Origin of the sequence: Schaalia sp. Marseille-Q2122 (assembly GCF_903645355.1) — a bacterium.
GTDB lineage: Bacteria > Actinomycetota > Actinomycetes > Actinomycetales > Actinomycetaceae > Pauljensenia.
In genome coordinates, this window is the sequence record NZ_CAHJXR010000004.1 from 392,360 (window position 1) to 418,936 (window position 26,577).

A 26,577-nucleotide genomic window follows, 5' to 3' on the forward strand; every position below is an offset into this window, starting at 1 on the left:
CCCTGAGGCGCCCCGCCTCGACCGAGGAATTACTTGCGGGCTGGCAGGAGCCACGTCATTGCGACTGCCCTCGCGAGAGTCTCAAGATCCTCTTGAGTGCCCGTGTTCTCTACCCACATGGACGCAAGTTCACGGCGCACTTTGTCACTGATTTGCGCGTCGATACGTCGCTGCGCGTCCTCGCGCGCGAGTCCTCTGGCGACGAGGCGATCCACTCGCTCATCAACTGGCGCTGCCACCATGATGACGACATCGAAGGGCTCAGCATCCTGCAAGTTGCGGATCAGAGGGACATCGTAGAGGGCGAGGGTGCCTGGCGCGGCTTCACTCAGGAGTGCGCGCGCCCGCTGCTCAATGAGAGGATGGGTGATCTGCTCAACTGCTGCACGCTGAGCAGGGTCGTGAAAGATCAGCCCGGCCAAGTGTGCCCGGTTGAGGGTGCCGTCCTCGTTCAGAATGTCAGATCCGAAATGCTGCACCAAGGCGTGGAGGCCCTCACTGCCGGGCATGACGACCTCTCGGGCGAGCTCATCGGCGTCAGCGTAGGCGCCCGCAAAAGGCGCCAAGATCCGAGCGAAAGTGGTCTTCCCCGAGCCGATACCTCCAGATATCGCCACCAGAAGAGGACGATCAGAAGGTGCGGTCCACGGGCGGATCACCTGGGCGCGGGCACCACCGACCTGCAAGGGACGCGAAAGCAGCATAGGCGATAGTCTAGCCGCGAAGCGCGGTGGCCTGTCGGACCTGGCTCATAATCTCAGCAACGAGCTGCTGGTCGGTCCCCCTCCCCTCGTGCCCTGGCGCACGCATATGCACCTCGCTTAGACCCGCAGCGGTGATTGCCCGGGCAACATTGTGGGCGCGCAATCCACCCGAACCCAAGATGATGAGCTCCTCACCGACTTGGCTGACCATGCGTGAAAGCACGTCATACTGCGCAACACTGGGATGACCGCCGGTCGTCAACACGCGGTCATAACCCAGGCGGATCAGCGTCTCGAGGCTAGAGGAAATATCTGGCACCTGATCGAAAGCCCGATGGAAGGTCAGGGGCCTCTCCCCCGCTGCCTCCCGCATGCGGGCCGCAGCGTCCTCGTGAATCGTCAGGTCCTTCCTGAGGACGCCCACCACGAAGCCCACAGGCACGCTCGCGTTTTCAGTCAAGCGATGGAGGCGTTCCACATCGGCACAGATTGCGGCGATTTCCTCGGCAGAGTGGATGAAATCTCCCGGACGAGTGCGTACCAGGATCTGCAGGCCGCCAGCGGGTGCGACTTCGAGGGCGGCGGCGACGGCCTCGTCACTGGGAGTCAGGCCGCCACAGCTCACCTCGCGGCAGAACTCAACGCGCTGAGCGCCGCCTGCACGCGCCAGAGCAATCTCCGCAGGATCTTCCACGCAGATCTCAACGAGTGTCACACCGTCCACCTTTCAAAGTGGGTCTGACCCGCTGCCTGGCATCCGAGAATAGCCGCCCCCCACCTGCCTGCAGCGCCACCGAGCTCAGCGGCGACGATGGCGGGAGCCTGACGCCAACGCAGGAACTCAGCTAAACGCTTGCGCACAGGATCGAGAAGAATCTCACCAGCGTGGCAGAGCCCGCCGCCCACAATAATGCGCTCGGGATCAACCGCAAGTATCAAGTGAGTGAAGCTAATAGCGAGGGCCGTCACCGCAGTGTCCCACACCTCGCGAGCAATGGGGTCAGTCCCAAGCCGGGCTTCGACTGCGCGCGCCCCAATATCCTCGCCGCTGAGCCTTGCGTAACGTCGAGCGATACCTTTTGCCGACGCATAGACCTCCAGGCACCCCTTCTGACCGCACAGGCACTCCTCCCCATCAGGAAAAATGGGGGCATGCCCGACCTCTCCAGCGCAGAATGTACTGCCGGGCAGAAGCTCTCCGTTCAGTAGTAACGCGACCGAGATACCCGTGCCAATCGGCATCATGGCAAAGGAGTCCACTCCGCGTCCTGCCCCAAGCACGGCTTCAGCAAGTCCGGCTGCGCGCCCGTCATGACCAAGAAGCGTTGGGCGTGAACATGCCTGTTCAACAAGCGCAGCGAGAGGAACACCATCGAGGCTGAGGTTTGCAGCGTAGAGGACCTTACCGTTGCCCTCGTCCACGATGCCAGGGCAGATGACGCCTACACCGGCGATATCGGGGTGCTCGGTGACGAGGGAGCGAGCGAGCTCCACCACACGGGCGGAAATCTCACCGCCAGAGGTGAAGTCCCCTTGATCAACGGCTGCGCCCGCTTCATCGACGATCATCCATTTGACAGAGGTACCACCAACGTCAATTCCAGCGTAGAGAGCAGTCATGGGACCACAATCCTTACCGGTAGTTCGTCGAGCGTCATATCAGGGTCGAAGGGGAACATCGGCCGATCAATATGCTGATGTCCCAAACGAATGAGGTCCTGATCGACACCACCGGGAGTGAGGGCCATGAGCCAGTGGGCCTGCGCCTCGTAGAGGTCAGGTTCCAGGTAGCCGATTTTCACCACGACAACGTCAGCCTGACGAACGTCCAACCCAAGCCGCGCAAATTGTTCATGCTCGGTGTACTGGTTGCGGCGCGTGGTGACGATGACTTGGAGCCCTCCGACACGGAGGCAAGCCGTATGCCCGCCGGCGGGATCGTCGACGAGGGCGTCGACTGTGCCGCAGATGAGTTGAGGGCCGGGGACGCGCGTGTCGATGTGACCGCCAAGTTCGACGGTCACCTCAGCGCCGACGCCAGCCTCCCAACAGGCAGCAGCGGCTGCGGGATCAACGATGGACGCGTGAATGACCTTCAGGGACGCGTCCTGAACGGGAGGCCAGTTCAGGAGGGCGTGCAGCGCCACGGTGACATCGTCAGCGCCACCTGCCCCGGGATTATCCCCAGAATCGGAAATGAAGAAGGGACGTGGCGCGCTGAGGGCGTGCTCAAGGCACTCTTCCATCGTCGCAACGGGTGCAACAAAGACGAAGTCCTGAGCGTAGTCCCAAAAGGCCTGACCGAGCACCTGTGCCTGGGTGCTCACCGCCTCAGGATCGTCGCCGTACACAACGACCGCACCTTTGCACCGTGGCTGGTCGGCCCAAGCGAAACCAATCCAGATTGCTGCGTCCGTAATACCCTCCATCGCTTCGATGGGCGGAATCATGGCGTAGAGGCTCTTCGCTGGTTCGATGCGCGTCGAGGTTTTCTCACCGGGAAGGAGGATGGGAACGTGGACGAGTGCTTTAGCAGGCTTGCCCTGACCGGCGAGGAGGCGATCGACGAGGTTTCGTGCCGCGCGCTCGCGTGACTCCCACGCGTCTTCGTGGGGCGCCATACGGTAACAGGTCATGAGATCGCAGCCGTCAAAGAGTGCGTGAGACACATTGCCGTGAAGGTCCATCGAGGCAGACACCATGGGGCCGTTGCCAACGACCTGACGCATCGCGGTGATGAGATCACCCTCGGCATCATCAAGTCCTTCAACACTCATGGCTCCATGAATGTCGAAGAAGATCCCATCCAAGGGAGCGCAGTCTGCGAGCCCGTCAAGGATTTCTTGCTTCCACGCGTCGTAGCAAGTCCGTTCGACGACACCTCCTGGAAGGGCGCGTGCGTGAAAGAGAGGAATCCAGTCAACGGCCGTGGCCCATGGACTGTCCATCCATTCATAGCGGGCTAGCAGGTGCTCACCTCGCGTGACGGTGAAGTCTTTGTCGCTTGAGGTGTAGGGAGTGAAAGTGGAACTCTCAATGTGAATGCCGCAAATGGCAATGCGGGGCGCAGTCATAGTGTGTTCTTTCTGGTGGCACATCAAAGTCGGTGATGCTCACAGGCAGCAGGGGCTACCCGGTGTTCACCCGGTGGCGCGGATGTGGGGACGTGTAGGAGCTTTAGCGTCCGCCCATGCCCGACATGGCAATACCTTTGATGAGGTGCTTTTGAAGTGCGATGACGAGGATTGTTGTGGGGATCATGGACACCATTGACGCGGCGATCTGCAGATCCATGCGGGTGCCTTCCTGGGTGGAGAAGGACGCCAGACCGATGGGGAGTGTGCCCAGGGTGTTGTAGTCGACGGTGACGATCAGGGGCCACAGGTAGGAGTTCCAGAAGCTCATGAAGGTGAACACCGCGAGCACCGCAATCGCTGACTTCGTCAACGGCAAGATGATCGTGAAGAAGGTGCGGAAGGGCCCTGCGCCATCGACACGCGCTGCTTCTTCCAGCTCGAAGGGGATACCTCGCATGAATTGGCGCATGAGGAAGGTACCGAAGGCTCCGAAGGCGAAGGGGAAGATGAGTGCCTGGTAGGTGTTCACCCAGCCGAATTTCTGCATGAGGATGAACATGGGGATGACGAGCACTTCTGCGGGAACCATGATGGTCGCAAGGAAGAGGATGAAAGCCGTATCGCGTCCGCGCCAGCGAAGACGAGAGAAAGCGTAGCCAGCGGTCGTCGACACAATGAGAACCACCAAGGTGCCCAGGATCGCCACGATGAAGGAGTTCAGGATGTATCGGACGAAGGGGCCGTAGGTGAAGACCTCAACGTAGTTCGACCAGCGCAGTTGTGCGCCAAAGAGGCGGGGTGGGACCGCGTAGATCTCATCCTTGTGCTTGAGGGAGGAGAAGAAGGCGTAGATCAGCGGTGAGGCGAAGAAGAAGGCCGCTATCCATACTGTCACATTGGCGAGGATGTCCTTGGCAACGGTGGGTTCTCCGCCCAGCAGGCCCGCGTTTGAGAGCCGGCGACGTTCCGCTGAGCTGCGTGAGAGGGTCTTTTCAGACTTCATAGTGCACCCACCTCTTTTGGACCTGGAACTGGAATGCGGTGACGAGAATAATCAGCGCGAAGAGGATCCACGCTGCGGCGGCGGCCATGCCAAGCTGTTGGAACTTGAAGCCCGTGTTGTAGATGAACATCACCATGGGCAGCGTGGAATTGCCAGGACCACCGCCGGTGAGCATCTGCGGCTGGACGAAAACCTGCAAAGAGGTAATGACCGTCATGACGGCGGCAAAGAAGATCGCCGGGGACATCATCGGCAAGATCACTTTGAAGAGCATGGTTGCGCCCTTTGCTCCGTCAATTCGAGCTGCTTCCATAACGGATTCGGGGAGCTGTTCAAGGGCCGCTGAGAAGATCAGCATGTTGTAGCCAACGCCTTGCCACACACTCATGACAACGATCATGATCATGGCCCACTGGGGGTGGGCGAGGAAGGAGGGCAGTTCGATACCAAACCACGAGATTGCGATGCCGTTGAAGAGGCCCTGGGGTTGGAGGAGCATGCGCCACACGAGGACGTTGGCGACCATTGGGGTGACCACGGGAATGAAGAAAAGGACGCGGAAGGCGTTACGGCCACGAATACGGGGGCCAACGATGAGCGCCAGGGTGAGGGAGACGACGATGTTCGCGGGCACGTAGAGCAGTGCGAAGACGACGGAGTTACGGATTGCAGGGGTGAAGTCCGGGCTTTCTGTGAGAAGCCACTTGTAGTTGTCGAGGCCAACAAAGGTGCGCTCGCCGAACGCAGGCCAGTTGTACATACTCATCACGATGGAGAGCACCACGGGCACAACTGTGAAGAGGGCGAGGCCCACCAGGGCTGGGCTGGCAAAACCCAGCGCCTGGCGGGACTCGATCTTCGCCAGCTTGCTACGCCGTGGACGTGCAGCGGGTGAAGTGGTCATGAGGATGTCTTTTCGTCAGCGACTCACTTGCCGAACTGGCTTTGGGCCTGTTCGAGCATTTGGGTCATGGTCATCTGGCCGGTGTAGACGGAGACGAGGTTGGGCGTGAAGTACTCATTCACTTGGGTCCACACGCCGGTCGAGTGCTGGCCGACGACTCCGCTGAAGGCGGCGTCAAAAGCGTCCTTGACGTCGCTGCGGACGGACTCGTCAAGAGCTTCGAAGTAGAGGGGCTGGGACTCCTTGAGTGCCGGGTAGGAGCGCCCTGAGGATGCGAGGTAGTCTTGTGCGTCCTTGGAGACCAGGGAGCCGAGGACCTTGAGAGCTGCTTCGCGTTCGGGGCCTTCACAGTTGGCCGCGATGCTGAATCCGGATCCGAGGATGAGGCCGAGGGATCCGTTCTCTCCCTTGGGCAGGCGGGTGGCACCTGCCTTGAATCCGGCTTCGTTGGTGAAGTAGCCCTTGGCGTTCCAGGTTCCGTCAACGGCCATGGTGACATTGCCAGCGTTGTACTGGTCCTCACCCCAGCCCGCTTCGGAGGCGGAGGGAACGGGGTCGGCTACGCCTTCCTTGACGAGGTTTGCGTACCATTCGGAGGCTTCGACGAATGCGGGGTTGGTTAGGTCAAGTTCGTTCTTGTCGTTGACGGGCTGAACACCTGACTTTGCAATGGGAAGAGCCATCCACTGGAATTCACCCATGCCAACGGCGAAGCCCTTGTGCTTGTCGTTGGTGGCGCCCTTAGCTGTTGCGACGAAGTCGTCGAAGGTCCAGTCCTTGCTGGGCTCAGGGGTGTTGGTTTCGGCGAGGTGGTCCTTGTTGTAGTAGACCATCATGGCGGCCACGTCGTAGGGAAGACCGTAAAGCTTGCCGTCGTAGGAGAGGATGTCGAGGGCGCCTTCGGTGAAGGCGGACTTGTCGATACCGGCAATGGCAAGGTCTTCGTCACTTAGGGGTGACAGTGCTTGGTAGAAGGTGTTGAGGCGCTGACCGTTCATTGAGGTCACGCAGGCGAGGTTGCCTGAGGAAGCGTTTGCGGTGAGCTTGGTGAAGTAGTCACCCCAGGATGCGGTTTGCGTGGAGATTTCAATGTCAGGGTTTTGCTTACGGGCGATTTCGGCTGTTTCTTCGACCCACTTCTGGCTCTCTTCGCCACCAGCCCACATGTCCCAGGTAACGGCGATCTTGTCAGTGGAGGTGCTGGCACCACTGCTGCCACTGGAGGTGGCATCGGAGCCTCCGCCGCAAGCGGCCAGAGTCATCATTGCACCGACTGCGACAAGCGCCATCGCCGTCTTAGGAGCGCGGTGTGTCATTTTTGTTGTTCCTCTCTCGTAAGGTTGCTCGTCATCGAAGCAAATACAGAAAGCATGTGTCACTCAGGAAGCCCCGGTGACGGTGTCATGGGGAGCAGAGCAACCTCGAGGCAGTCATTGCCTCAGACGAGGTTTCCCTGGGTTCGGTCGTTCGGGTGAAGTGAAGTTCGAGCGTCTGGTAGAAAGAACGTGTCGTCTCGTGCGATAGCCTCATCGCTGAGTGCTTGAGCGCATGTCTTCACACCATTTATTCGGACTTTACAACTTAGTTCGATCAAACAGTCGAACTTTGCTGTTGCATCGAGCATACATCAAGAGTTGCCGAAATGACACAATAAATCTGCCATCTCGACAGAATCTTTTGTAACATTTAGGTGACGGCGAGGATTTCCTTCGACGTCACTAAAAGAACTTTTAGGCGGGAGATTACTCCAATGGTCACCGGTAATACTGCATCCTCGTTGCCCGAAGTAAATGACTCAACCACCCTGCGCATTCTTGAAGCCGTGCGCACCCAGCAAGCCGCAAGTAGGGCTGACCTGGCTCGTCTGCTCAACCTTGCGCCGTCGACAGTATCTCAAAAGGTTTCCGAACTATTAGATGAAGGACTCCTTGAAGAGCACGGTCAGGCGACAACGCGCGCTGGTCGACCGCCCCGCGTTCTCAAAGCCCCAGACTCTCGTACCTGCTATGCGGCGGTGGATCTTGGCACCTCCCACGCCCGCTATGGCTACTCTGACGTCAATGGGCGCTTCTTCTTCGTTATTGAGCGGGCAATCGACACGAAGAAGGGCCCGTCTCAAATCGTCGAGGAAATCGTCAGCTCCATTCGCCAGGATCTTGAGGACTCGGATATCCCGCTGCGCCTTGCTGGTCTGTGTCTGTCTGTCCCTGCCCCGGTGGATGCAGAAAAGGGCTGGGTTGAGCAGGGAGCAAACCTTCCGCGTTGGAGCCGTTTCCCGCTGCGCACCGAACTGACTGAGGCACTGGGGGTTCCAGCACTGGTCATTAACGACGCCAATGCCCTCGCTATTGGTGAGCACCTCCAACATCCCCGACTGCGACACTCCATTGCCGTCAAGATCGGACGTGGCATCGGCACAGGCATTGTCATTGACTCCCACCCCTACAATGGCGCGACCGGAGCTTCAGGCGACATTTCGCACACCCGTGTTGCCAATACGGATGGGGCTGTTCCCTGCGCCTGCGGCAATATGGGCTGTCTGGAAACCCTTGCCTCAGCTCAAGCATTGCTCCGCCAATATCAAGAACAGGGTGGTGACGCGACGAGCATTGCTGAATTCGTCCGGCTCGCGCAGGAGTCTGACCCTCTGGCTACGACTCTGGCACGTCAAGCGGGCCGACATCTTGGGAAGATCCTGGCCTCAGTGGTGAGCTTCTTCAACCCCGATGCTGTGTTCCTTGGTGGCCTGATCTCGACAATTGAACCTTTTGTTGCAGCAGTGCGCAGCTCCCTTTATGACCGCTGCCATCCGCTGGTCACACGCGATCTTATTATCGAGCAGGCCAGCTTGGGGGCGGATGCGGGCATTACAGGAGCTGCGCACATGATTCGCCGCTATGTGGAAGAGATGGCTACTTCACGATAGGTGCGCCGAGGGCTTCGGCTGCTGCTTCACGCGAGCCGAGGTCCTGAACGGTGGTGAAGCCTGCGCCTTCCATGAAGGACACTGCCTGACCCGAACGGTTACCCGAACGGCAGTACACTGCGTAGTTTCCTGAGGGGTCAAGTGCCTTGATCTGCCGCTCAAAATCCTCTGCATAGATATCGATATTGATCGCGCCTTCAAGGTGGCCCTCGGCGTACTCCTCGGGTGTGCGCACATCAATAATGGTGAGGTCGCTTGCGGGGGTATCCTGCACGGCTGACTGGGTGGTCGTCGTTGCGGCCTCTTCTGCAGTGTTCGCCGCAGGGGTGCTGGAGCAGGCGCTTGCGCCAATGGCGAGGGTGCAGCACAGGGTGAGAAGGCCGGGACGGCGAAGATTCATCATGAGAACTCTCTCTACATATTCCAATAGGAAAATACTTCTTCATCATTCTATCCGCGTCCGCTCTGGTGAACGCAGCAAGACTCTAGACATCACAGTCCCTAGGCGGTGACGTCACCCACAGCCTGTATTGCCTTCGTCCTATCGATGCGTGCGGGCTTCAAAGATCGCAGAAAAAGGGTGTGGCCCCAAGCTTTCGCTTGGGGCCACACCCTTTCAGCTAGTGAATGAGAAAACCTCAGTTGGAGGAGGTCAGCTTCTCACGCAGGGCTGCGAGGGCTTCATCCGAGGCGAGGGTGCCTGCGGTGTCCACGGGGGTGGAGTAGGAAGCCTGCTCTTCAACGGTGGGGGCAGCCTCAACATCCTCTTCGAGGGCGCGAGCAACCTGAGCCTTGTGGGCTTCCCAACGTGCCTGAGCTTCTGCGTACTGAGCTTCCCAAGCCTCACGCTGAGCCTCGAAGCCTTCCATCCATTCCTGGGTCTCAGGATCGAAGCCTTCGGGGTACTTGTAGTTGCCGTCTTCGTCGTACTCAGCGGCCATGCCGTAGAGCGAAGGATCGAAGTCGTCGGTGGTGGGATCAACGCCGACGTTAGCCTGCTTGAGGGACAGGGAGATGCGACGACGCTCAAGGTCAATGTCGATGACCTTCACGAAGACCTCATCGCCAACCTTGGCAACCTGCTCGGGCAGCTCAACGTGACGCTGAGCGAGCTCGGAGATGTGAACCAGGCCCTCGATGCCGTCCTCGACGCGCACGAATGCGCCGAAGGGAACGAGCTTGGTGACCTTACCGGGCACAACCTGACCAATGGCGTGGGTGCGGGCGAATGCCTGCCACGGATCTTCCTGGGTGGCCTTGAGGGACAGGGAGACGCGCTCGCGATCCATGTCGACGTCGAGAACCTCAACGGTGACTTCCTGGCCAACCTCGACAACCTCGGAGGGGTGGTCAATGTGCTTCCAGGACAGTTCGGAGACGTGAACGAGGCCGTCAACGCCACCGAGGTCAACGAATGCACCGAAGTTAACGATGGAGGAAACGTTGCCCTTACGGACCTGGCCCTTCTGCAGGGTGTGCAGGAAGTTGGTGCGGACCTCGGACTGGGTCTGCTCGAGCCAAGCGCGGCGAGACAGAACCACGTTGTTGCGGTTCTTGTCGAGCTCAATGATCTTTGCTTCAAGCTCACGACCAATGTAGGGCTGGAGGTCGCGGACGCGACGCATCTCAACCAAGGAAGCGGGGAGGAAGCCACGCAGACCGATGTCGAGGATCAGGCCGCCCTTGACGACCTCAATGACGGTGCCGGTAACGACGCCATCTTCTTCCTTAACCTTTTCGATCTGGCCCCAAGCGCGCTCGTACTGTGCACGCTTCTTGGACAGAAGCAGGCGGCCTTCCTTGTCTTCCTTCTGAAGAACAAGAGCCTCGATCTGATCGCCAACAGCGACAACGTCATCGGGATCGACGTCGTGCTTGATGGAGAGCTCACGGGAGAGGATGACACCTTCGGTCTTGTAACCGATGTCGAGGAGGACCTCATCGTGGTCGACCTTGACGACAGTACCCTCGACGATGTCGCCATCGTTGAAGTACTTGATGGTTTCATCAATGGCGGCGAGCAGGTCCTCGGTGGACCCAATGTCGTTCACTGCAACCTGAGGAGTGCTGATGCCCGGCTGCGAGGTGGTCGTGGTCATGTAGTTGTGTACTCCGAAACGGACTGGATAGATAGTTGGACAATTCTGGTTCCCGCTCCTCGCTGCATGCACAGCCCAGATTGGGCACCTCTATCATCCTAACAGTCTTCGGCGATTCCCACACCCACTTCAGGGCGCGCGTCTCAGTGCGCAGCATCCTTCCAGCTGCGCCCCCAGCCGACCGCGACATCCAGGGGCACACTCATCGACACAGCCGACCCCATGTGTTCGCGCACAAGAGCTTCAACCTGCGTCCGTTCACTGTCTCGCACTTCCAATAGCAGTTCGTCGTGAATCTGCACCAGAAGACGGGAGGACAAACCATCGTTGACGAGTGAATTCTCAACAGCAACCATGGCGATCTTAATGATGTCAGCAGCACTGCCCTGAATCGGTGCATTCAAGGCTGCGCGTTCAGCCATCTCACGCAACTGACGATTCGAGGAATTCAGATCCGGCAGATAACGCCGCCGCCCAAACATTGTCTGCGTGTAGCCATCAATACGAGCCTGTTCAACAATGTCAGCAAGATAACGCTGCACACCGCCGAAACGCTGGAAGTAGCGCTCCCGAAGTTCCGAAGCTTCCCCCACGGAGATCTTCAACTGCTGCGACAGGCCGAAAGCAGAGAGGCCATAAGCCAAGCCGTAGGAAGTGGCCTTAATACGCGAACGCTGTTCTGGGGTCACCTCATCAACGGGCGTGTGGAAGACCATTGCGGCCATTGTTCGGTGCAGGTCCTCACCCGAATTGAAGGCTTCAATGAGGCCCGCGTCCTGAGACAAGTGCGCCATGATGCGCATTTCAATCTGTGAGTAGTCGGCGCTCAGGAGGGCATCAAAGCTCTCCCCCGCGACAAAAGCATCACGAATCTGACGGCCTGCCTCAGTACGTGCGGGAATATTTTGAAGATTCGGATCCGACGAAGCTAAACGCCCAGTGGCTGCAACCACCTGAGAGAAGGTCGAATGGATACGTCCGTCATCGGCCACCGTTTGACGCAGTGTCTCGACCATCTGCTTGAGCTTAATGCGATCGCGGTGGGTCAGCAGATGCTCAAGGAACGGGTGCGCGGTCTGCTCGAAGAGGGCTTGAAGGGCCTCGGCATTCGTCGTGTATCCGGTCTTGGTTTTCTTTGTTTTGGGGAGGTTGAGCTCCTCAAAGAGCACAACCTGAAGCTGCTTGGGGCTGGACAGATTCACCTCGTGGCCGATGACCGTCCACGCATCGGCCTGAGCCTGATCGACATCCTTCCCCAAGGACGACGACAATGCCTCCAAGGCGTGCGTATCGACGGCGATCCCCCGGTCTTCCATGACTGCCAGTGTGCGCTGGACAGGCAACTCCATGTCGGTGAGGAGCTCCAGCGCCTTATCTTTCCGAAGTAACGCCGACAATACAGGTTCGAGGGCAAGGAGGACCCCAGCCTGCGCCCCCAGGCGCTGCATATCATCAGACAGGCTCGTCCCGTCAGCTGAGAGGGAGAATAGGCCGTCATCACTGCCGTCAGTCGAGTCCATGTGGTGGTGCAGGTACAGCTCTGCGAGGGTGGCGATCTCGTATGAGCGCTGTTCAGGATGGAGGATGTAGGCCGCCAGCTCGGTATCAAAGACCGGCAGTGGACAATCAATGCCGCGGCCCTTCAGGGCATGCCAGACGGATTTTCCGGCGTGGGTGATGAGGGGAGCATTCTCTAAAAGCGCGCTGAGGGATTGGAGCTGCGGAGCCGATGCGTCGACACAGTCGAGGACGAAAGCAGCCCCGGCGCAGGCTACCGCCACGTAATGGGCGTCGCCCTGAGCGGGAGCAGTCCGCCCCTGGATAATGAGCGCCCAGTTTTCGCCCTCATGCGCAGCGGCATGCGCAGAAACGACATCTGCGTCGAAAGGCTGAACGGCCACCTCGGGACTGATCGACGCAGCGCCTTCATTCTCGTCTGCGGGTGCCGACAGCGCATCGTCGCCTGCGGGAGCCTCGTCAATGGGCGTGCCGTCGGAAGCGGCGGCGATAGCGAAGACGCGTTCGCGCAGTCCACCAAACTCCAGGGCATCAAAGCGAGCGTTGATGCCCTGCCTATTCGTGGGGCTGCGGCGCAGATCCTCGAGGCCAACGCCGACATCCAAGTCGGTCAGGAGGTGGTTGAGCTGACGGTTGCGACGCACATCCTCGGCATGCTCACGCAAAGCCTCGCCTCGTTTGCCGCCAATCTCGTCAGCGCGGTTGAGCAGATTCTCCAGTCCGTCGTACTTGACGATCCACTGGGCAGCAGTCTTGGGACCCACCCCGGGAACACCGGGGAGATTATCGGACTTCTCCCCCACCAAGGCGGCAAGCTCAGGGTAACGCGAAGGGGGCACCCCATACTTAGCCTCGACGGCCTCAGGGGTCATGTAGCGCAGGTCGGCGGTGCTCATCCCCGGGTAGAGCACGGTGACATTGTCGGTGACGAGCTGGAAGGAGTCGCGGTCGCCCGAAGCGACGAGGACGCGCCAGTTGCGCTGATTCCCCTCAAAGGCGAGGGTCGCAAGAATGTCGTCCGCTTCGTAACCGTCCTTGGTGAGCCAACGGATCCCCATGTCGCTGAGGACCTCTTGAATGAGTTCGACTTGGCCCTTGAACTCTTCGGGCGTGGCATCACGGGTGCCCTTGTATTCGGGATAGATATCCGTGCGGAAGGAATGACGTGATAGGTCAAAAGCCACTGCGATATGCGTCGGCTTTTCCGTCTCGATCAGGCGCACGAGCATGGAGATAAACCCGTAGACCGCGTTGGTGTGCTGGCCCGTGGAGGTATGGAAATTTTCTGCGGGCAGAGCGTAGAAGGCGCGAAACGCCATCGAGTGACCGTCAATTACTAGCAGAGTGTCCTTCACACATGACACCCTAGATGCCATGAGCGAAAAAAACCCGTCGAAACACTCCTCTGCGTCACTCTACGAGCATGCGGTGGGTCTCACATTCCCTGGAACACTCATGGAGCGCATGGGAATGGAGGTGCTTGAGCACAGTGTTGAACGCACCGTGGTGCGCATGCCGGTGGAGGGCAATACGCAGCGCGTTGGCATCCTTCACGGCGGCGCAACGGCCGCCTTGGCAGAGACAGCGGGTTCCTTGGCGGCCTCGACAGCAGTCCGTGACGATCAGACCATTGTCGTTGGCGTTGAACTGTCCATCTCTCACCTGCGCACTGCGCGCGAAGGGACCGTCACGGCCACGGCAGTGCCGGAACACCTTGGGCGTACCTCTACCGTTCACTTGGTCCGCATCGAGGACGAGGGCGGCCGCCTGATTTCAACGGCGAGGATCTCGAATCGTTTGATCCCGCGCCGCGCTGATTAGGGACGCAGGCGCCCTCAATCCCTGCTGTTTAGTGACACTTTAGGGGGTGACGATCGCAGCCCTTACCGTCTCCATCGCCATCAAGACCGGAATGGAAACCGGGTTCGCCAGCCCAGATGGAGCGCCCGAGCGCTTGCCACACAGCGCAGCAATTCGCGTATTCGAAGGAAGGCTGCTCAACGACCGGTTCTTCGTAGACAGGTTCGGGAGCCGCTGCCGGTTCAGGAGTCGGTTCAGGTACCTGCGCAAGTGCGGGCTCCTCAACGGTCGGCGAAGGTTCCGATTCGCGCACAAGGCCGTGGAACTGAGTGTTGGAGTCTTCCGGGGGCGTTGGCGCGTCATTTGTTGGAGCGGGAGTGGGCGCGGCACTGTCGGTGGCAGTGGTGGCGCACTTGTCGAGGACGCGAAGAATGGCATCCTTTTCGGCTTGCGTCACCCACAGCCCATACTTCGCCTTCACCTGGATTTGCAGGCCCACGTAGGTGCAGCGAAGTCCTTTGTTCTTTGGCTGCTATGTCGCTGCGTCGCCGTCACGTTTGTGTTGATTGCTGGGGCGGTCAACGGTCAGGAGGTTCATTGGATCGTTGGCGAACTCTACTTGGCGTGGAGTGTTCATCGGGATGCCTCAAATGTGTGATGGGAAAATGAGAGGGCAATCACTGAAAACACCTTAGAACACATCTGTAGCATAGTTCACAAAGAGGCGAGGATGGTGCCCGCACTCCAATACTCTGCCGTAGCGACCCGCTATGACTCACCACCGCGAATAGGCGCACGGCGCTGCGGCCAAGAGCCAACTTTCGCCCTGAGCTTGCGACATAGCACTGAAAACAGGAGGACACGCGGCATCATTTCTGATGCCGCGTGTCCTGCTGATGTACCCCGAGTGAGATTCGAACTCACAACAAGCCGGGTTTGAGCCGACCGCCTCTGCCAATTGGGCTATCGGGGCTATACGCAAACGCGCTTCAACAAGGATAGGATAGAGTCGCAATCCAGACAAACCGAGGAAGCGAAATGACATCCGAGCTGAATGAACCACGCCGTGTTCTAGTTGCTGAAGACGAAAGCCTTATTCGTCTCGACATCGTAGAAACACTTACTGCGGCAGGCTTTGAAGTCATTGCTGAGGCTGCTGACGGCGAAGAAGCCGTTCAGCTTGCTCTTGAGCATGAGCCTGACCTTTGCGTCATGGACGTCAAGATGCCCAAGATGGATGGCATCTCCGCAGCAGAAAAGATCCTCAAGGAGCTCTCCTGCGCTGTTGTCATGCTCACGGCCTTCAGCCAGACGGAACTGGTTGAGCGAGCCCGCGACGCAGGCGCCATGGCCTATGTCGTCAAGCCCTTCAGCCCGGCCGATCTGATTCCCGCCGTTGAGATCGCAATCTCACGCCACCAGGAAATCGAATCCCTTGAAGAAGAAATCGCCGACCTCTCCGACCGCTTCGAGACCCGTAAGCGCGTGGACCGTGCAAAGGGCTTGCTCATGAAGAACATGGGCATGACCGAACCCGAAGCCTTCCGTTGGATCCAAAAGACCTCAATGGATCGTCGCCTGTCCATGCGTGAGGTCGCCGACGCCGTGATCGCCCAGGTCGAGGACTGACATTTCTCCGCCACTTCCCCACTGGGCTGCGCGAACTTTCATCGTGCTGAGTGAGGATGAGGGCGTAAGAACGCGCTGACAACATAATGGTGGGCCACCCCATAAAGGGGTGGCCCACCATCGTTGACGTCTTAGGCAGCGATCTGGAGTTCAAGACCCAGATATTCGGCTGCTTGATCGCGCAGTGCAGGAACATTCAGGTTCGCAATCGCACGGCGGATGGACGCGTCACTCCAGTCTTCGAACCAGGGGCGCACAGCATCCGACAGATTGCTGGCGTTGAGGTTCTTGGCTTGACGGTCAAAGTTCAGGTCGTAGACCGAAACAGTCGTCATCGTATTCAATTCGTTCATCATCTTCTCACTATCATCTTCTTCGTCATCGTCAGGAAGTATGTGCAGATGGCGCACAGGCAACTCGATCTGACGATCATTGGATACTCAGGCGATATGTCACCTGAATTGGTCCCCCTTATGTCATCCTCGCGGTTTGGCTCGCACAGTGACTCACCGTCGTCGGACTGTGGCGCTACCGCAGAGCATGTGCACATCCACATGCGCTCTGAGGACTATCGGAGAGGCCGGTGGCATTCACGAGGGAATGAACTGCACGCACTGTCCGCGCGCTGCAGGTCGAATGCTCAACCGGAAGGGAAGGGAGCGAAACCTTCCGCATGAAAATATGCCACCTTCGGGTGCAGTGTGCAACCCGAGGCGGCATACTTCCTTGCGTAAGTGACGGGACTCTCAGGCTTGAGAGGAGCCGCCCACGGAGTAATCAACCTCGTCACCGACCTGGTGAACACGAATGAGGTTGGAGGAGCCAGCGGTGCCCGGAGGCATACCAGCAACGATCACAAGCTCGTCGCCAACCTCGGCAAGGCGAGCCGACTGCACGACCTGGTCCACCTGCCACACCATGTCATCCGTGTGACGAACCTCAGGAACACGGTAGGTCTGTACACCCCAGGACAGGGCAAGTTGACGGCGCGTGGACTCAAGCGGGGTGAAGGCCAGCATCGGAATGGCGGTACGCAGACGCGACATGCGCCGTGCCGTTGAACCAGTCTGACTAAAGGTCACGAGGTACTTTGCCTCAAGGCGCTCACCAATCGCTGATGCCGCCTGGCAAATCACCGAGGGACGATCAGGGATGAAAGCGCCGAGGGAGGCGATGCGCTCACCGCCGTTTTCCTCAGTGTTTTCAATAATGCGTGCCATGGTGCGAACAGCTTCGATTGGGAACGCGCCCACCGAGGTCTCGCCTGAGAGCATGACAGCATCGGCGCCATCAAGGATGGCATTAGCACAGTCAGAGGCTTCCGCGCGGGTCGGACGAGGATTCTTAATCATCGAGTCCATGACCTGGGTGGCGACGATGACCGGCTTTGCGGCGCGGCGGGCCAACTCAATGGCGCGCTTTTGCACCAGGGGAACGACCTCGAGGGGCATTTCCACACCAAGGTCACCGCGGGCAACCATGATGCCGTCGAAGGCTTCCACGATCTCATCAATGGCCTCAACGGCCTGGGGCTTTTCAATCTTGGCGATGACAGGGCGACGCACGCCCTCTTCGTCCATGATCGCGTGGACGTCTTCAACGTCGCGGGCATTACGCACGAAGGACAGGGCAATGAAGTCAGCGCCGACGCGAAGGCCCCAACGCAGGTCCTCGCGGTCCTTATCGGACAGGGCTGGGACGGATACGGCAACACCGGGCAGGTTCAGACCCTTATGGTCGGACACGTAGCCGGGAACCTCAACGCGGGTGACAACGTCAGTGTCGGTGACCTCCATGACGCGCACTGCGACGTTACCGTCGTCAATGAGCAGGCGGTCGCCGGGACGGCAGTCGCCGGGCAGGCCCTTGAAGGTGGTTCCGACGCGTTCCTTGGTGCCGGGAACGTCCTCGATGGTGATGGTGAAGGTGTCGCCGATCTCGAGGTACTGGGGGCCTTCAGCGAAGGTCTCAAGACGAATCTTGGGCCCCTGAAGGTCAACGAGGATAGCGACCGCACGGCCGGAAGTCTGGGATGCGCGACGAACGCGCTCAATCATTGCCTCGTGTTCTTCAGGCGTACCGTGGGAACGGTTAATACGGGCAACATCCATGCCTGCGTCAACAAGTGCCTGAACCTGTTCAGGAGACGAAGTGGCAGGTCCAAGGGTACATACGATCTTTGCTCGGCGCATAGTGTCTATCCTATCGTCCTCAAGCGTTTTCCTCTATCGGCATCAACGGCAGGTGCGCAATAAGCAACGCACGACACACCTCTACAAGCGGTCATCCCCGCGGCCCATCCGCCACCTCATCTGCGCCGACGCCCTCGTCAGTCTTGTCTGCGGCCTTTTCAGCCCCCTCCACGTCCCCGGCAGGATCGGATTCCTCGGCGGTGGGAGCCTTGCGCTGACGGCCCTCCTCGCGCGCCTTGCGTTCCTGTGCGCGACGCTCAGCGTGCTCGCGCTCCTCAGCGGTCAGGGTGGTCGGCTGCTCGCGGCGTTGGAAGTAGACGAAGAGGACACAGGCCAGAAGGATCGCAAAGATCGAGGTCCACGCGTTCAAGCGGATGCCGAGGTACTCGTGCGCCTCATCTAGCCGCATGGTTTCCATAATGATGCGGCCCGTTCCATAAGCCATGAGGTAAAGGGTGAACACCTGGCCCGAACGGAACTTCAAACGGCGGTCAAGGATGACGATGATGATCGCCATCGTGACGTTCCACAGGGATTCATACAGGAAGGTTGGGTGGAAGAGAGTGCCGGACTCATACCCCGGAGGAAGGTGGGCGTCATCAATCTGCAAGCCCCACGGCAGGGTTGTTGGAGAGCCGAAAAGCTCCTGGTTGGCCCAGTTTCCCCAGCGTCCAATAGCCTGGGCGACGAGGATACCGGGAGCGAGGGAGTCGGCGAGGGGACCTATGCGCTGACCTGCGCGGCGCACTGCAATCCAAGCACCCAAGGCGCCCGCGCTGACGCCACCCCAAATCGCCAGGCCACCTTCCCAGATCCTGGGGATCGCGGCCATTGCCTCCCAAGAGGAAAAGAAATCATCTGGCGTCGTAATGACGTGGTAGAGGCGCGCGCCCACGATACCCATAGGAATCGCCCACATGGCGATGTCATAGAGCAATTCACCGTCGCCACCGCGTTGCGCGTAGCGCTTCTTTCCGATGTAGATGGCGACAAACATCCCCAGAACAATGAGGATGCCGTAGGCGCGCAGGGGAATCGGGCCAAGCCACCACACGCTCTGGGAGGGGGATGGGATTGGCATGGGCAACAGGGAGGGCACGTGCATGAATCTTCCTTCGAAGCGTCCTAGCGACGCCGTTATTCATCAAGTGAGATAGGTGAATCTGAAGTCAATAATGTCAGAGGCAGCGCGTTCTTAGCGATCATCCTGACGAGCTGCGCGCACACGGGCTTTCCTATCGGCGCGTAAAGCAGGGTGCTGACCGGCTGAGACCATGTCGCGCACTGCCTCAAATGGCGTCGCTGATGTGACAAGTGCCTCACCGACGAGGACGGCGTCCGCCCCCCATTTTGCGAATTCGGAAACATCGTGGGGGCCGCAGACGGATGACTCTGCGACGGCAATGACATCTGAGGGGATGACGTCAATGACCTGCTCGATAATATCTCGGTCGACCTCAAGGGTTGTCAGGTCTCGAGCGTTGACACCAATAATCTGTGCGCCGGCGTCAAGGGCGCACAAAGCTTCGAGCCTCGAGTGTGTTTCCACAAGCGCTGTCATCCCCAAAGAGTGGATGCGTTCCAGGAGGGAGATCAGGGCAGGCTGTTCGAGGGCGGCTGCGATGAGCAGGACCATGTCGGCCCCGTGGGCGCGCGCCTCGTGAACCTGGTAGGGGGTGACGATGACGTCTTTTCGGAGCACAGGAACATTGACAACCGATCGAACTGCATCCAGGTCCGCAAGGCTGCCTTGAAAAATTCGCCCTTCAGTGAGGACCGAAATCGCGCAGGCTCCGCCCTCTTCGTACAGCTTGGCGAGGGCGGCTGGGTCAGGAATCGGGGCCAATGGGCCTTGAGAGAGGGAAGCGCGTTTAATCTCAGCGATGAGGGAGCAGGCGCCCTCTTGCGAGCGAAAACGCGTCAATGCATCAATGGCGTCCGGCGCGCGTTGAGCGCGTTGTTTGATCTCCTCCATGGGAATCAAGACTTCACGGTCGTGAACGTCTTCTAGGACGCCCACGATAATGTCATCGAGGACGGACACTCAGCGCCTCCCATCGTTGTCTTGAGCATGATGCTAATCCCCGAGGTGGCGACAACCTAATCCGTTCCACGATGCGCTCACCGCTCATCTCATGCCACCATATCCTGCACATTTATGGCGCGGCTACGGTAGTCTGTCCCTCCATTTAGGCAAGCCAGTCGGGAATGACGCCCCAGAGGACGTGCCCCACGATCGCTGAACCGATCATCCACGGCCCTAATGCCATGCGAGTTTGAGCCGAGGTGGATTCGACGACGACGAGCCAGAGTGCCGCCAGTCCCGCTGAGACGAAGGTCAGTACCAGTGAGGCTAGTGCAGGCTCGGGGCCGAGCATGCCGACCATGGCTCCCAGGACCGGTGCGAGGGTGACGTCTCCCCTGCCGATACCGCTGCGGAGGCGGTTGCCGATCCAGAGTGGGATGAACCAGATGAGCGCACCGAGGACGGAGTAGAGCAGGCGTCGAAGTGGGGCCACATCGTCAACGAGCAGCGCGGTTCCCAGGCCGACGAGGACGCCCAAGGCCATGACGTAGGTGTAGCGCTGAGGAAGCCGGTGGGTGGCGACATCCACCCAGGAGGTGATGACACCCACCATTGCCACGACAACAATTGCTGGCGCGCCGGGGCGTTCATGGGCGGCGATGAGAGTAAGTGCGCCGACGATGGCGGAGATCCATGTGATGGCGGTACGTGACAGGGGGGCGCGGTCAAATTCAGCGAGGTAGCGTCGTTGAATTCGCCACCCCCAGCGCCACATCCATAGTCCAACGATCGCCCACATGACGAGGGCGACGAGCAGCGACACCTCTGTGCTCAGCGTTTCCATGAGACGCACCGACGATCACCTTCCCAGGGAGGCGTCGGCGTGCTGGCCAGGAAGAGCTGCCTGTAGGGCAGTGTGCATGGCCTGCAGGTCAGGTTCGCGGCCGGTCATGAGCTGGACCTGCAGCGCAGCCTGATGGAGGAGCATGTCAAGGCCGTGTGCAACCACTCCCCCAGCCTGGCGCCAGGCCACCACCAGTGGCGTATTCAGCGGCGAATACACGATGTCGAGGAGGGTAGCGTGAGGGCCTATACGAACCTCACCCGCAGTAATGCGGGCGGCGAGCTCGTCAGTGACGCCCGCTGGCATGGTCGAGATGACGATGTCTGCTTGAGAGAGGGCGGCGGCAACGTCCTCGTCCCGCGTCCACAGGACGTGTTCAAGGGTTAGTCCCAGGCGTGTTGCTGCGAGCACCGCCGATCCGGGGCCGCCAAAACGCCGCGCGGCAACCTGGATGTCGGTGACACCTAGTGTGCCGAGGGCAGCCAGCGCGGAAGAGGCTGAAGCGCGTGCGCCCAGAACGAGGGCGCGAGAGGGCGCTGGGAGATCCTGATGGGCGCGGGCCTGGCGGATCGCCGCAACCATTCCATGAACATCAGTATTGAAGCCGGTGAGGAGTCCGCCTGCGTTAATCACCGTGTTGACCGCGCCTACGGCCTGAGCCAGAGGGTCAACCGCGTCGCACAGGGGCATGACCGCCTGCTTGCAGGGCATAGTGACGGACAGCCCGAGGCAGTCGTTATCAAGTGTGGCAACAAAAGCGGGCAGAGTCTCTTCCGTGACTTCCTCGCGTCGGTAAGTCCAGGAAGCGGGGATTCCAAGCGAGTCCCATGCCGCGCGATGCAGGACCGGTGAGAGCGAGTGGTCAATCGGAGAACCAATGACCGCAGCCCACGTCATTGTTGTTCACACTTTGGATGGTTCGCAGCGCACCAAGCGTCAAGGAGTGCCTTGTTGGCGTCGTGTTCGGCCTTCGTGGGTGCAAAACGTGTTTCGCCCGTATCGAGGTCGATCGTGACGAAGTAGAGCCATGGCCCGTCGGCGGGCTTCATCATCGCCTCAATAGCCTCAACGGAGGGCTGGGCGATGGGCGCAACGGGCAGACCCGGGTGGAGGTAGGTGTTGTAGGGGTTATCGTTGGCCAGATCTTCAGCGTTGGGGATGCCGCCGGTCTTTCCCACGCCGTAAAGGACAGTGGAGTCCATCTGCAGCTTGCCAACGGTTTCCCCGGAGGGATCCGCCAGACGGTTTTCGATGACGCGGGCAACCTTGGGCAGGTACTCCACAATGTTCACCTCACGCTCAAGGATGGATGCCTTGATCAGCAGCGTCTGACGATCGGCCTCGGGGACCTTCAAGTCGTCTAGCTGCTTCACGCGCGCAGCAATCATCTGAGACAGGAGGCTTAGGGGGGTTTCGTTGGCTGAGATCTCGTAGGATCCGGGAGCAAGCCAGCCTTCGATCTTGCCCCCCGCGACGTCGGGAAGACCCAGGGCCCTCGTGTCGGCTAGGGCGGCGTTGACGTCGGCCTCGCTGATATCAGTGACCTCGCTGATCTTCTTCACCACTTGGTTGAGGGTCTGCCCGGGGTTGACGGTGACGGTGTTATCCGAGCGATTGGCTTCATCCAAGAGGGCGGCGAGAGCGTCGGCGGCGCTCATTTCAAGACGCAGCGTGTAGGTGCCCGGCCAGATATTGGCGGAAGCCTGATTGGCTTCGAAGGCGCGGATGAATGCGCTGGTGCTCTTGACGACGCCGGCCTCAACGAGCTTGGCACCAATGTCTGTGCCCGACTCGCCCTGGAAGACGGTTACTTGGGTTTCGCCGTGGCCAGCACCCGTGTAGTCGTCAACGTCTTCAACGCCTCCGTCGCCTGCGATCTGCGTCCACGCGAACCACAGCGCGCCGGAGATAAGACCCAGGACAAGGAGGATGGTGATGACGGTGCGAACGCGGCGCCACAAGCGTCGCTTCTTTGCCTTCGCGCGTTCACTTTCGAGTCGGCGTGAGCGCATGCCCGTGGTTTCCGAAGGCACAGACGCAGAAGCAGCTGCAGGGGATGCCAGCGAAGTGAAGAGGGGATTTTCCTCAGCGGCCGCAGGTGCGGGAGCAACTGGGACGGGGGCGGTCGTGACAGGGTCTGCAGGTGCCTCCGCTTCAGGTGTGGGTGCCGACGCCTGAGGCTCTTCCCAGAAGACCCTTGCAGGTGGAGCGCTATGTGCGGGGCGTGGCAGCGCAGAGTAGGCCTGGTTGAGGAGGGCTGGCGGGTAGGGGCGCGTCTCTTCGAGAATGAAGGTTTCCTGAGGTGCGCGGGAGGCGTCATCGCCGTCTACTTTGTCCTCTTCAGGGGCAAAGCCCGTGGCGATAGCGTGCATGTCTTCAATGGCAGCGCGTTGGCTGGCTTCTTCGAGTGCGCGTTCAGCAGCTTCGAAGGCCTCTTGCTCGGCGAGCAATTCGGGATCGACGTCGGCCTGTGGCGCCTGAGGGGGAACGAATGTGGGGCCCACCTGGTCGAACTCAGCGGGGCGATCGGTGACAGAGTCAGGAGTGCCGTGCTCTCCCTGCAGTGGTGGCGCGGTTTCTTGTGCGGCGCTTTCGGCCTCACGGAGTTTGCGTTGGTATTCGCTTCTGCTGGGGAAAGGCATCTCAGGATCGCGCTGTGTGACCATGGTGGATCCTCCCTTTCAGTGTTCCATGTCGATGGTAGTACCTGGCGGGCGCCCGCTCATCCGCTCATGCTCAAGTGCAGTCTCAAGAATGATCTGAGCGGCAACTTGATCAATAACAGGACGGTGGTCTCTTTCGCTCAAGCCCGACATACGCAGTCGCTCATGAGCTTGATTAGAGCTTAATCGTTCATCAACCATACACACACGGACTTCTGGCACCCTTTGGCAGATTCTGCGCGCGTAGCGGCGTGCGCCCTTAGCGGAAATTCCTTCAGTTCCTTTGAGATGACGAGGTAAACCGACCACGACCTCAATCGCTGAAAACTCATTGATGATGTCCACTAGGCGGTCAAGTTCACTGCCATCATCTGCCCGCTGAAGGGTCTCAACGGGGATGGAGATGATTCCTTCGGGGTCGGTACGTGCGACGCCAATGCGGACGGTACCCACATCGACGCCGACACGTACTCCCCTACGGATGTCGCTCACTGGCGTCCGATCTCCTCAACAAGAGCGGAGACCGCCTGATCGCCGGCGCTTGCGTCGGTGCCTCCACCCTGGGCGATATCGTCGCGACCACCGCCGCCGCCACCGAGGATCTTCGAGGCAATGCGCACGAGGGCACCTGCCTTGAAGGAATCCGAGCGGGCGGCCTCGTTGGTGGCAACCACCAGCGAGGGCTTGCCGCCAACCAGACCGATGAGCGCGACGATGACGGGCTCAGCATCACCGAGGCGGTCGCGCACGTCAAGGGCGAGGGCACGGATTGCGTCAGCCGAGGGCATGTCGCCCAAGAGCTGCGCGGCCACCAAAGCCTTGCCACGGCGAACGGCCTGCTCAGCGATCTGAGCGCCGCGAGCCAGCGCAGCAGCGGTGCGGATCTGGTCGAGTTCGCGTTCGGTTTCCTTCAGCTTGGCCAGCAGTGACTCAATGCGTCCGGGCAGCTCGTCGGCGCGGCCACCGACCATGGTGGTCAGTTGGGAGACGAGGGCGTGCTCCTTGGCCTGGAAGCTGTACGCGCCATCGCCCACGAGGGCGTCAATACGGCGCACACCCGAACCAATCGAGCCTTCGCCCAGCAGGGCAACGCGGCCGATATTGCCTGTTGCGGGGACGTGGGTGCCAGCACACAATTCCTTCGACCAGTCTCCGCCGATGGAGACCACGCGCACCTCAGAGCCGTACTTCTCACCGAAGAGGGCCATTGCCCCGGCGGCACGAGCCTCGTCAATGCTCATGATCTCGGTCGTAATGGGCAGGTCTTCAGCCAGGCGGTCGTTCACGCGGTATTCGATTTCACCGATCTGGTCGCCGCTGAGGGCGGAGCTGTGGCGGAAATCGAAGCGCATACGCGAGGGCGAGTTCTCTGAGCCGGCCTGGGTGGCCTGCTCGGAAACGATCTCATGCAGGGCCTTGTGGACCATGTGGGTAGCGGTATGGGCACGAGCAATGGCAAGGCGGCGGGCGGAATCAATCTCAGCCCAGGCCTTCTCGCCGACCGTCACTGTGCCTTCGGTGAGGCTTGCGCGGTGTACGGCCATGCCCTTAATGGGGGCTTGAACGTCGTGGACCTCAATGACAGCCCCATCAGCGGTGCGGATGACGCCGTGGTCGGCCAGCTGGCCGCCCATCTCAGCGTAGAAGGGGGTGCGGTTGAGGATGACTTCGATCTCTGCCGGAGCTGTGGCGGCGGGGGCCGCAACACCGTCAACGAGCAGGGCCTCGACGATGGCCTCGCACGCTTCGTCGGTGTAGCCCACGAAGTCTGAGCCGCCACCCATCTGCTTTTCGATGTCCCGGAAGACGCGAACGTCGGTGTGTCCGGTCTTCTTCGCGCGAGCGTCGGCGCGGGCGCGTTCCTTCTGCTCATTCATCAGGGCACGGAAGCCAGCCTCGTCAACCTCAACGCCCTGTTCGGCAGCCATTTCCAGGGTGAGGTCAATGGGGAAGCCGTAGGTGTCGTGCAGGGTGAAGGCTGATTCGCCTGACAGCAGTGCGGGGCCGCCCTCGTTCTTGGAGGACTTCACGGCCTTCACGGCCGCATCGAGGATGGTGGTGCCAGAGGCGAGGGTGCGGCGGAAGGCATCTTCCTCAGCGTAGGCAACGTCTGCGATGGTGTCCCAGTTGTCGATGAGCTCGGGGTAGGTCGGAGCCATCGCGTCGCGGGAGACAGGGAAGAGGGTGGGCAGTGCGGCGGCATCCATACCCAGCAGGCGCATGGAGCGGATGGCGCGGCGGACCAGGCGGCGCAGCACGTAGCCGCGACCGTCATTTCCGGGGCGCACGCCATCAGAGATGAGCATCATCGAGGAGCGGATGTGGTCGGCGACCACACGCATGCGAATGTCGGATTCAGGATCGTCCTGGTACTTACGGCCGGTCATTTCCTCAACGGCGGCGATCACCGGGTACACCTGGTCGATCTCGTACATATTGGGCTTGTCCTGCAGGACGCAGGCCAGGCGCTCCAGGCCAGCACCGGTGTCGATGGCCTTCTTGTCGAGTTCACCGAGCAGCGGGTAGTCCTTACCCTGACCTTCGCCGCGCATGTACTGGTCGAAGACGAGGTTCCACAGTTCAAGGTAGCGGTCGCCGCCGGGGTCGACTGTGCCGCCAACGGCCTCGGGGCCGTAGGCGGGGCCGCGGTCGTAGTGCCATTCGGCGCAGGGGCCGGCGGGGCCGGGCTGGCCGGGGTCCCAGAAGTTCTCTTCACGAGGAAGGCGAACGATGTGTGCAGGATCGAGGCCGATCTTGCGGGTGAGGATGTCGTAGGACTCAGCGTCCTCATCCCACAGGGTCACCCACATGCGGTCACCGTCAAGACCGTAGAAGCCCTCTTCCTGGGAGCCGGTGAGCAATTCCCATGCGAAGTCGATGGCGCCTTCCTTGAAGTAGTCTCCGAAGGAGAAGTTGCCATTCATCTGGAAGAAGGTGCCGTGGCGGGTGGTGCGGCCGACATTGTCAATGTCGTTGGTGCGGATGCAGCGCTGCACGGAGGCTGCGCGGGGCCACGGTGCTGGCTCAACACCGGTGATGTAGGGGATGAAGGGGACCATGCCCGCGATGGTGAAAAGGATCGACGGGTCGGGGGAGATCAGCGGAACGGAGGGGCGGATCTCGTGGTCCTTGGAAGCAAAGTAGTCAAGCCAGCGAGTACGAATCTCAGAGGTGCGCATGAGTCCTCATCTT

Annotated in this window: 23 protein-coding genes and 1 tRNA gene; 3 read left to right on the plus strand and 21 right to left on the minus strand. The window is 60.2% G+C overall.

Annotation, left to right across the window (positions count from 1 at the left end; all coding sequences use genetic code 11):
• Window positions 1-29: 29 nt before the first annotated feature.
• The 7 genes from coaE to HWX48_RS06070 form a co-directional block, all read right to left on the minus strand.
• Window positions 30-704 (minus strand): dephospho-CoA kinase, encoded by a 675-nt coding sequence (coaE, locus tag HWX48_RS06040; RefSeq protein WP_175955589.1) that lies wholly within the window; start codon window positions 702-704, stop codon window positions 30-32.
• A gap of 10 nt (window positions 705-714) precedes the next feature.
• Window positions 715-1,419: a copper homeostasis protein CutC gene (locus HWX48_RS06045; RefSeq protein ID WP_175955591.1), complete on the minus strand. Its 705-nt coding sequence runs from the start codon at window positions 1,417-1,419 to the stop codon at window positions 715-717.
• Window positions 1,416-2,324 (minus strand): ROK family protein, encoded by a 909-nt coding sequence (locus tag HWX48_RS06050; RefSeq protein WP_175955593.1) that lies wholly within the window; start codon window positions 2,322-2,324, stop codon window positions 1,416-1,418. The genes HWX48_RS06045 and HWX48_RS06050 overlap by 4 nt, the downstream gene beginning before the upstream one ends.
• Complete coding sequence (locus tag HWX48_RS06055) at window positions 2,321-3,778, minus strand: M81 family metallopeptidase (RefSeq protein ID WP_175955595.1); 1,458 nt, start codon at window positions 3,776-3,778, stop codon at window positions 2,321-2,323. The genes HWX48_RS06050 and HWX48_RS06055 overlap by 4 nt, the downstream gene beginning before the upstream one ends.
• Window positions 3,779-3,881: 103 nt before the next feature.
• Entirely contained in the window at window positions 3,882-4,784 is a 903-nt protein-coding gene (locus HWX48_RS06060; protein ID WP_175955597.1) for a carbohydrate ABC transporter permease, read from the minus strand.
• Window positions 4,774-5,688 (minus strand): carbohydrate ABC transporter permease, encoded by a 915-nt coding sequence (locus tag HWX48_RS06065; RefSeq protein ID WP_175955599.1) that lies wholly within the window; start codon window positions 5,686-5,688, stop codon window positions 4,774-4,776. Before HWX48_RS06065 ends, HWX48_RS06060 begins: the two co-directional genes overlap by 11 nt.
• A gap of 23 nt (window positions 5,689-5,711) precedes the next feature.
• Window positions 5,712-7,004, minus strand: coding sequence for an ABC transporter substrate-binding protein (locus HWX48_RS06070; protein WP_217701597.1), 1,293 nt, complete (start codon window positions 7,002-7,004; stop codon window positions 5,712-5,714).
• Window positions 7,005-7,438: 434 nt separating this feature from the next.
• On the opposite strand from HWX48_RS06070, the gene HWX48_RS06075 reads away from it, so the two are divergent.
• On the plus strand, window positions 7,439-8,614 hold the full coding sequence (locus HWX48_RS06075) for an ROK family protein (RefSeq protein ID WP_175955601.1): 1,176 nt from the start codon (window positions 7,439-7,441) through the stop codon (window positions 8,612-8,614).
• Here HWX48_RS06075 and HWX48_RS06080 read toward each other — a convergent pair.
• From HWX48_RS06080 to polA, 3 genes are all read right to left on the minus strand, one after another.
• Window positions 8,601-9,017, minus strand: coding sequence for a rhodanese-like domain-containing protein (locus tag HWX48_RS06080; protein WP_175955603.1), 417 nt, complete (start codon window positions 9,015-9,017; stop codon window positions 8,601-8,603). The genes HWX48_RS06075 and HWX48_RS06080 overlap by 14 nt on opposite strands.
• Window positions 9,018-9,252: 235 nt before the next feature.
• On the minus strand, window positions 9,253-10,713 hold the full coding sequence (rpsA, locus tag HWX48_RS06085; protein WP_175955605.1) for a 30S ribosomal protein S1: 1,461 nt from the start codon (window positions 10,711-10,713) through the stop codon (window positions 9,253-9,255).
• A gap of 143 nt (window positions 10,714-10,856) precedes the next feature.
• On the minus strand, window positions 10,857-13,607 hold the full coding sequence (gene polA / locus HWX48_RS06090; RefSeq protein WP_175955608.1) for a DNA polymerase I: 2,751 nt from the start codon (window positions 13,605-13,607) through the stop codon (window positions 10,857-10,859).
• A gap of 52 nt (window positions 13,608-13,659) precedes the next feature.
• Between polA and HWX48_RS06095 the strand changes: the two genes are divergently transcribed.
• On the plus strand, window positions 13,660-14,052 hold the full coding sequence (locus HWX48_RS06095; protein WP_368483982.1) for a PaaI family thioesterase: 393 nt from the start codon (window positions 13,660-13,662) through the stop codon (window positions 14,050-14,052).
• Window positions 14,053-14,080: 28 nt separating this feature from the next.
• Here HWX48_RS06095 and HWX48_RS11225 read toward each other — a convergent pair whose 3' ends face one another.
• Together HWX48_RS11225 and HWX48_RS06105 are read right to left on the minus strand one after the other, a co-directional pair.
• Window positions 14,081-14,530, minus strand: a complete 450-nt coding sequence (locus HWX48_RS11225; protein ID WP_175955611.1) for an excalibur calcium-binding domain-containing protein — start codon at window positions 14,528-14,530, stop codon at window positions 14,081-14,083.
• A gap of 400 nt (window positions 14,531-14,930) precedes the next feature.
• A tRNA-Leu gene (locus HWX48_RS06105) sits at window positions 14,931-15,004 on the minus strand.
• Between the two features lie 65 nt (window positions 15,005-15,069).
• On the opposite strand from HWX48_RS06105, the gene HWX48_RS06110 reads away from it, so the two are divergent.
• Window positions 15,070-15,660: an ANTAR domain-containing response regulator gene (locus HWX48_RS06110; RefSeq protein WP_175955613.1), complete on the plus strand. Its 591-nt coding sequence runs from the start codon at window positions 15,070-15,072 to the stop codon at window positions 15,658-15,660.
• 131 nt (window positions 15,661-15,791) lie between these two features.
• On the opposite strand, the gene HWX48_RS06115 is transcribed toward HWX48_RS06110, so the two are convergent.
• From HWX48_RS06115 to alaS, 9 genes are all read right to left on the minus strand, one after another.
• Window positions 15,792-16,016: a hypothetical protein gene (locus tag HWX48_RS06115; RefSeq protein ID WP_254872984.1), complete on the minus strand. Its 225-nt coding sequence runs from the start codon at window positions 16,014-16,016 to the stop codon at window positions 15,792-15,794.
• Between the two features lie 390 nt (window positions 16,017-16,406).
• Window positions 16,407-17,852, minus strand: coding sequence for a pyruvate kinase (gene pyk / locus HWX48_RS06120; RefSeq protein ID WP_175955615.1), 1,446 nt, complete (start codon window positions 17,850-17,852; stop codon window positions 16,407-16,409).
• Between the two features lie 91 nt (window positions 17,853-17,943).
• The gene (lgt, locus tag HWX48_RS06125; protein WP_175955617.1) at window positions 17,944-18,957 is read right to left on the minus strand and encodes a prolipoprotein diacylglyceryl transferase; all 1,014 of its coding nucleotides are present in this window, start codon (window positions 18,955-18,957) and stop codon (window positions 17,944-17,946) included.
• Between the two features lie 90 nt (window positions 18,958-19,047).
• Complete coding sequence (gene trpC, locus HWX48_RS06130) at window positions 19,048-19,896, minus strand: indole-3-glycerol phosphate synthase TrpC (RefSeq protein ID WP_175955619.1); 849 nt, start codon at window positions 19,894-19,896, stop codon at window positions 19,048-19,050.
• 145 nt (window positions 19,897-20,041) lie between these two features.
• Window positions 20,042-20,722 (minus strand): A24 family peptidase, encoded by a 681-nt coding sequence (locus HWX48_RS06135; protein ID WP_175955706.1) that lies wholly within the window; start codon window positions 20,720-20,722, stop codon window positions 20,042-20,044.
• A 15-nt stretch (window positions 20,723-20,737) separates the two neighbouring features.
• Complete coding sequence (locus tag HWX48_RS06140) at window positions 20,738-21,619, minus strand: shikimate dehydrogenase (RefSeq protein WP_175955621.1); 882 nt, start codon at window positions 21,617-21,619, stop codon at window positions 20,738-20,740.
• Window positions 21,616-23,388 (minus strand): endolytic transglycosylase MltG, encoded by a 1,773-nt coding sequence (gene mltG, locus HWX48_RS11230; protein WP_254872985.1) that lies wholly within the window; start codon window positions 23,386-23,388, stop codon window positions 21,616-21,618. The genes HWX48_RS06140 and mltG overlap by 4 nt, the downstream gene beginning before the upstream one ends.
• A gap of 15 nt (window positions 23,389-23,403) precedes the next feature.
• Window positions 23,404-23,868 (minus strand): Holliday junction resolvase RuvX, encoded by a 465-nt coding sequence (gene ruvX / locus HWX48_RS06150; protein ID WP_175955710.1) that lies wholly within the window; start codon window positions 23,866-23,868, stop codon window positions 23,404-23,406.
• A gap of 5 nt (window positions 23,869-23,873) precedes the next feature.
• Window positions 23,874-26,564: an alanine--tRNA ligase gene (gene alaS, locus HWX48_RS06155; RefSeq protein WP_175955623.1), complete on the minus strand. Its 2,691-nt coding sequence runs from the start codon at window positions 26,562-26,564 to the stop codon at window positions 23,874-23,876.
• Window positions 26,565-26,577: the final 13 nt, after the last annotated feature.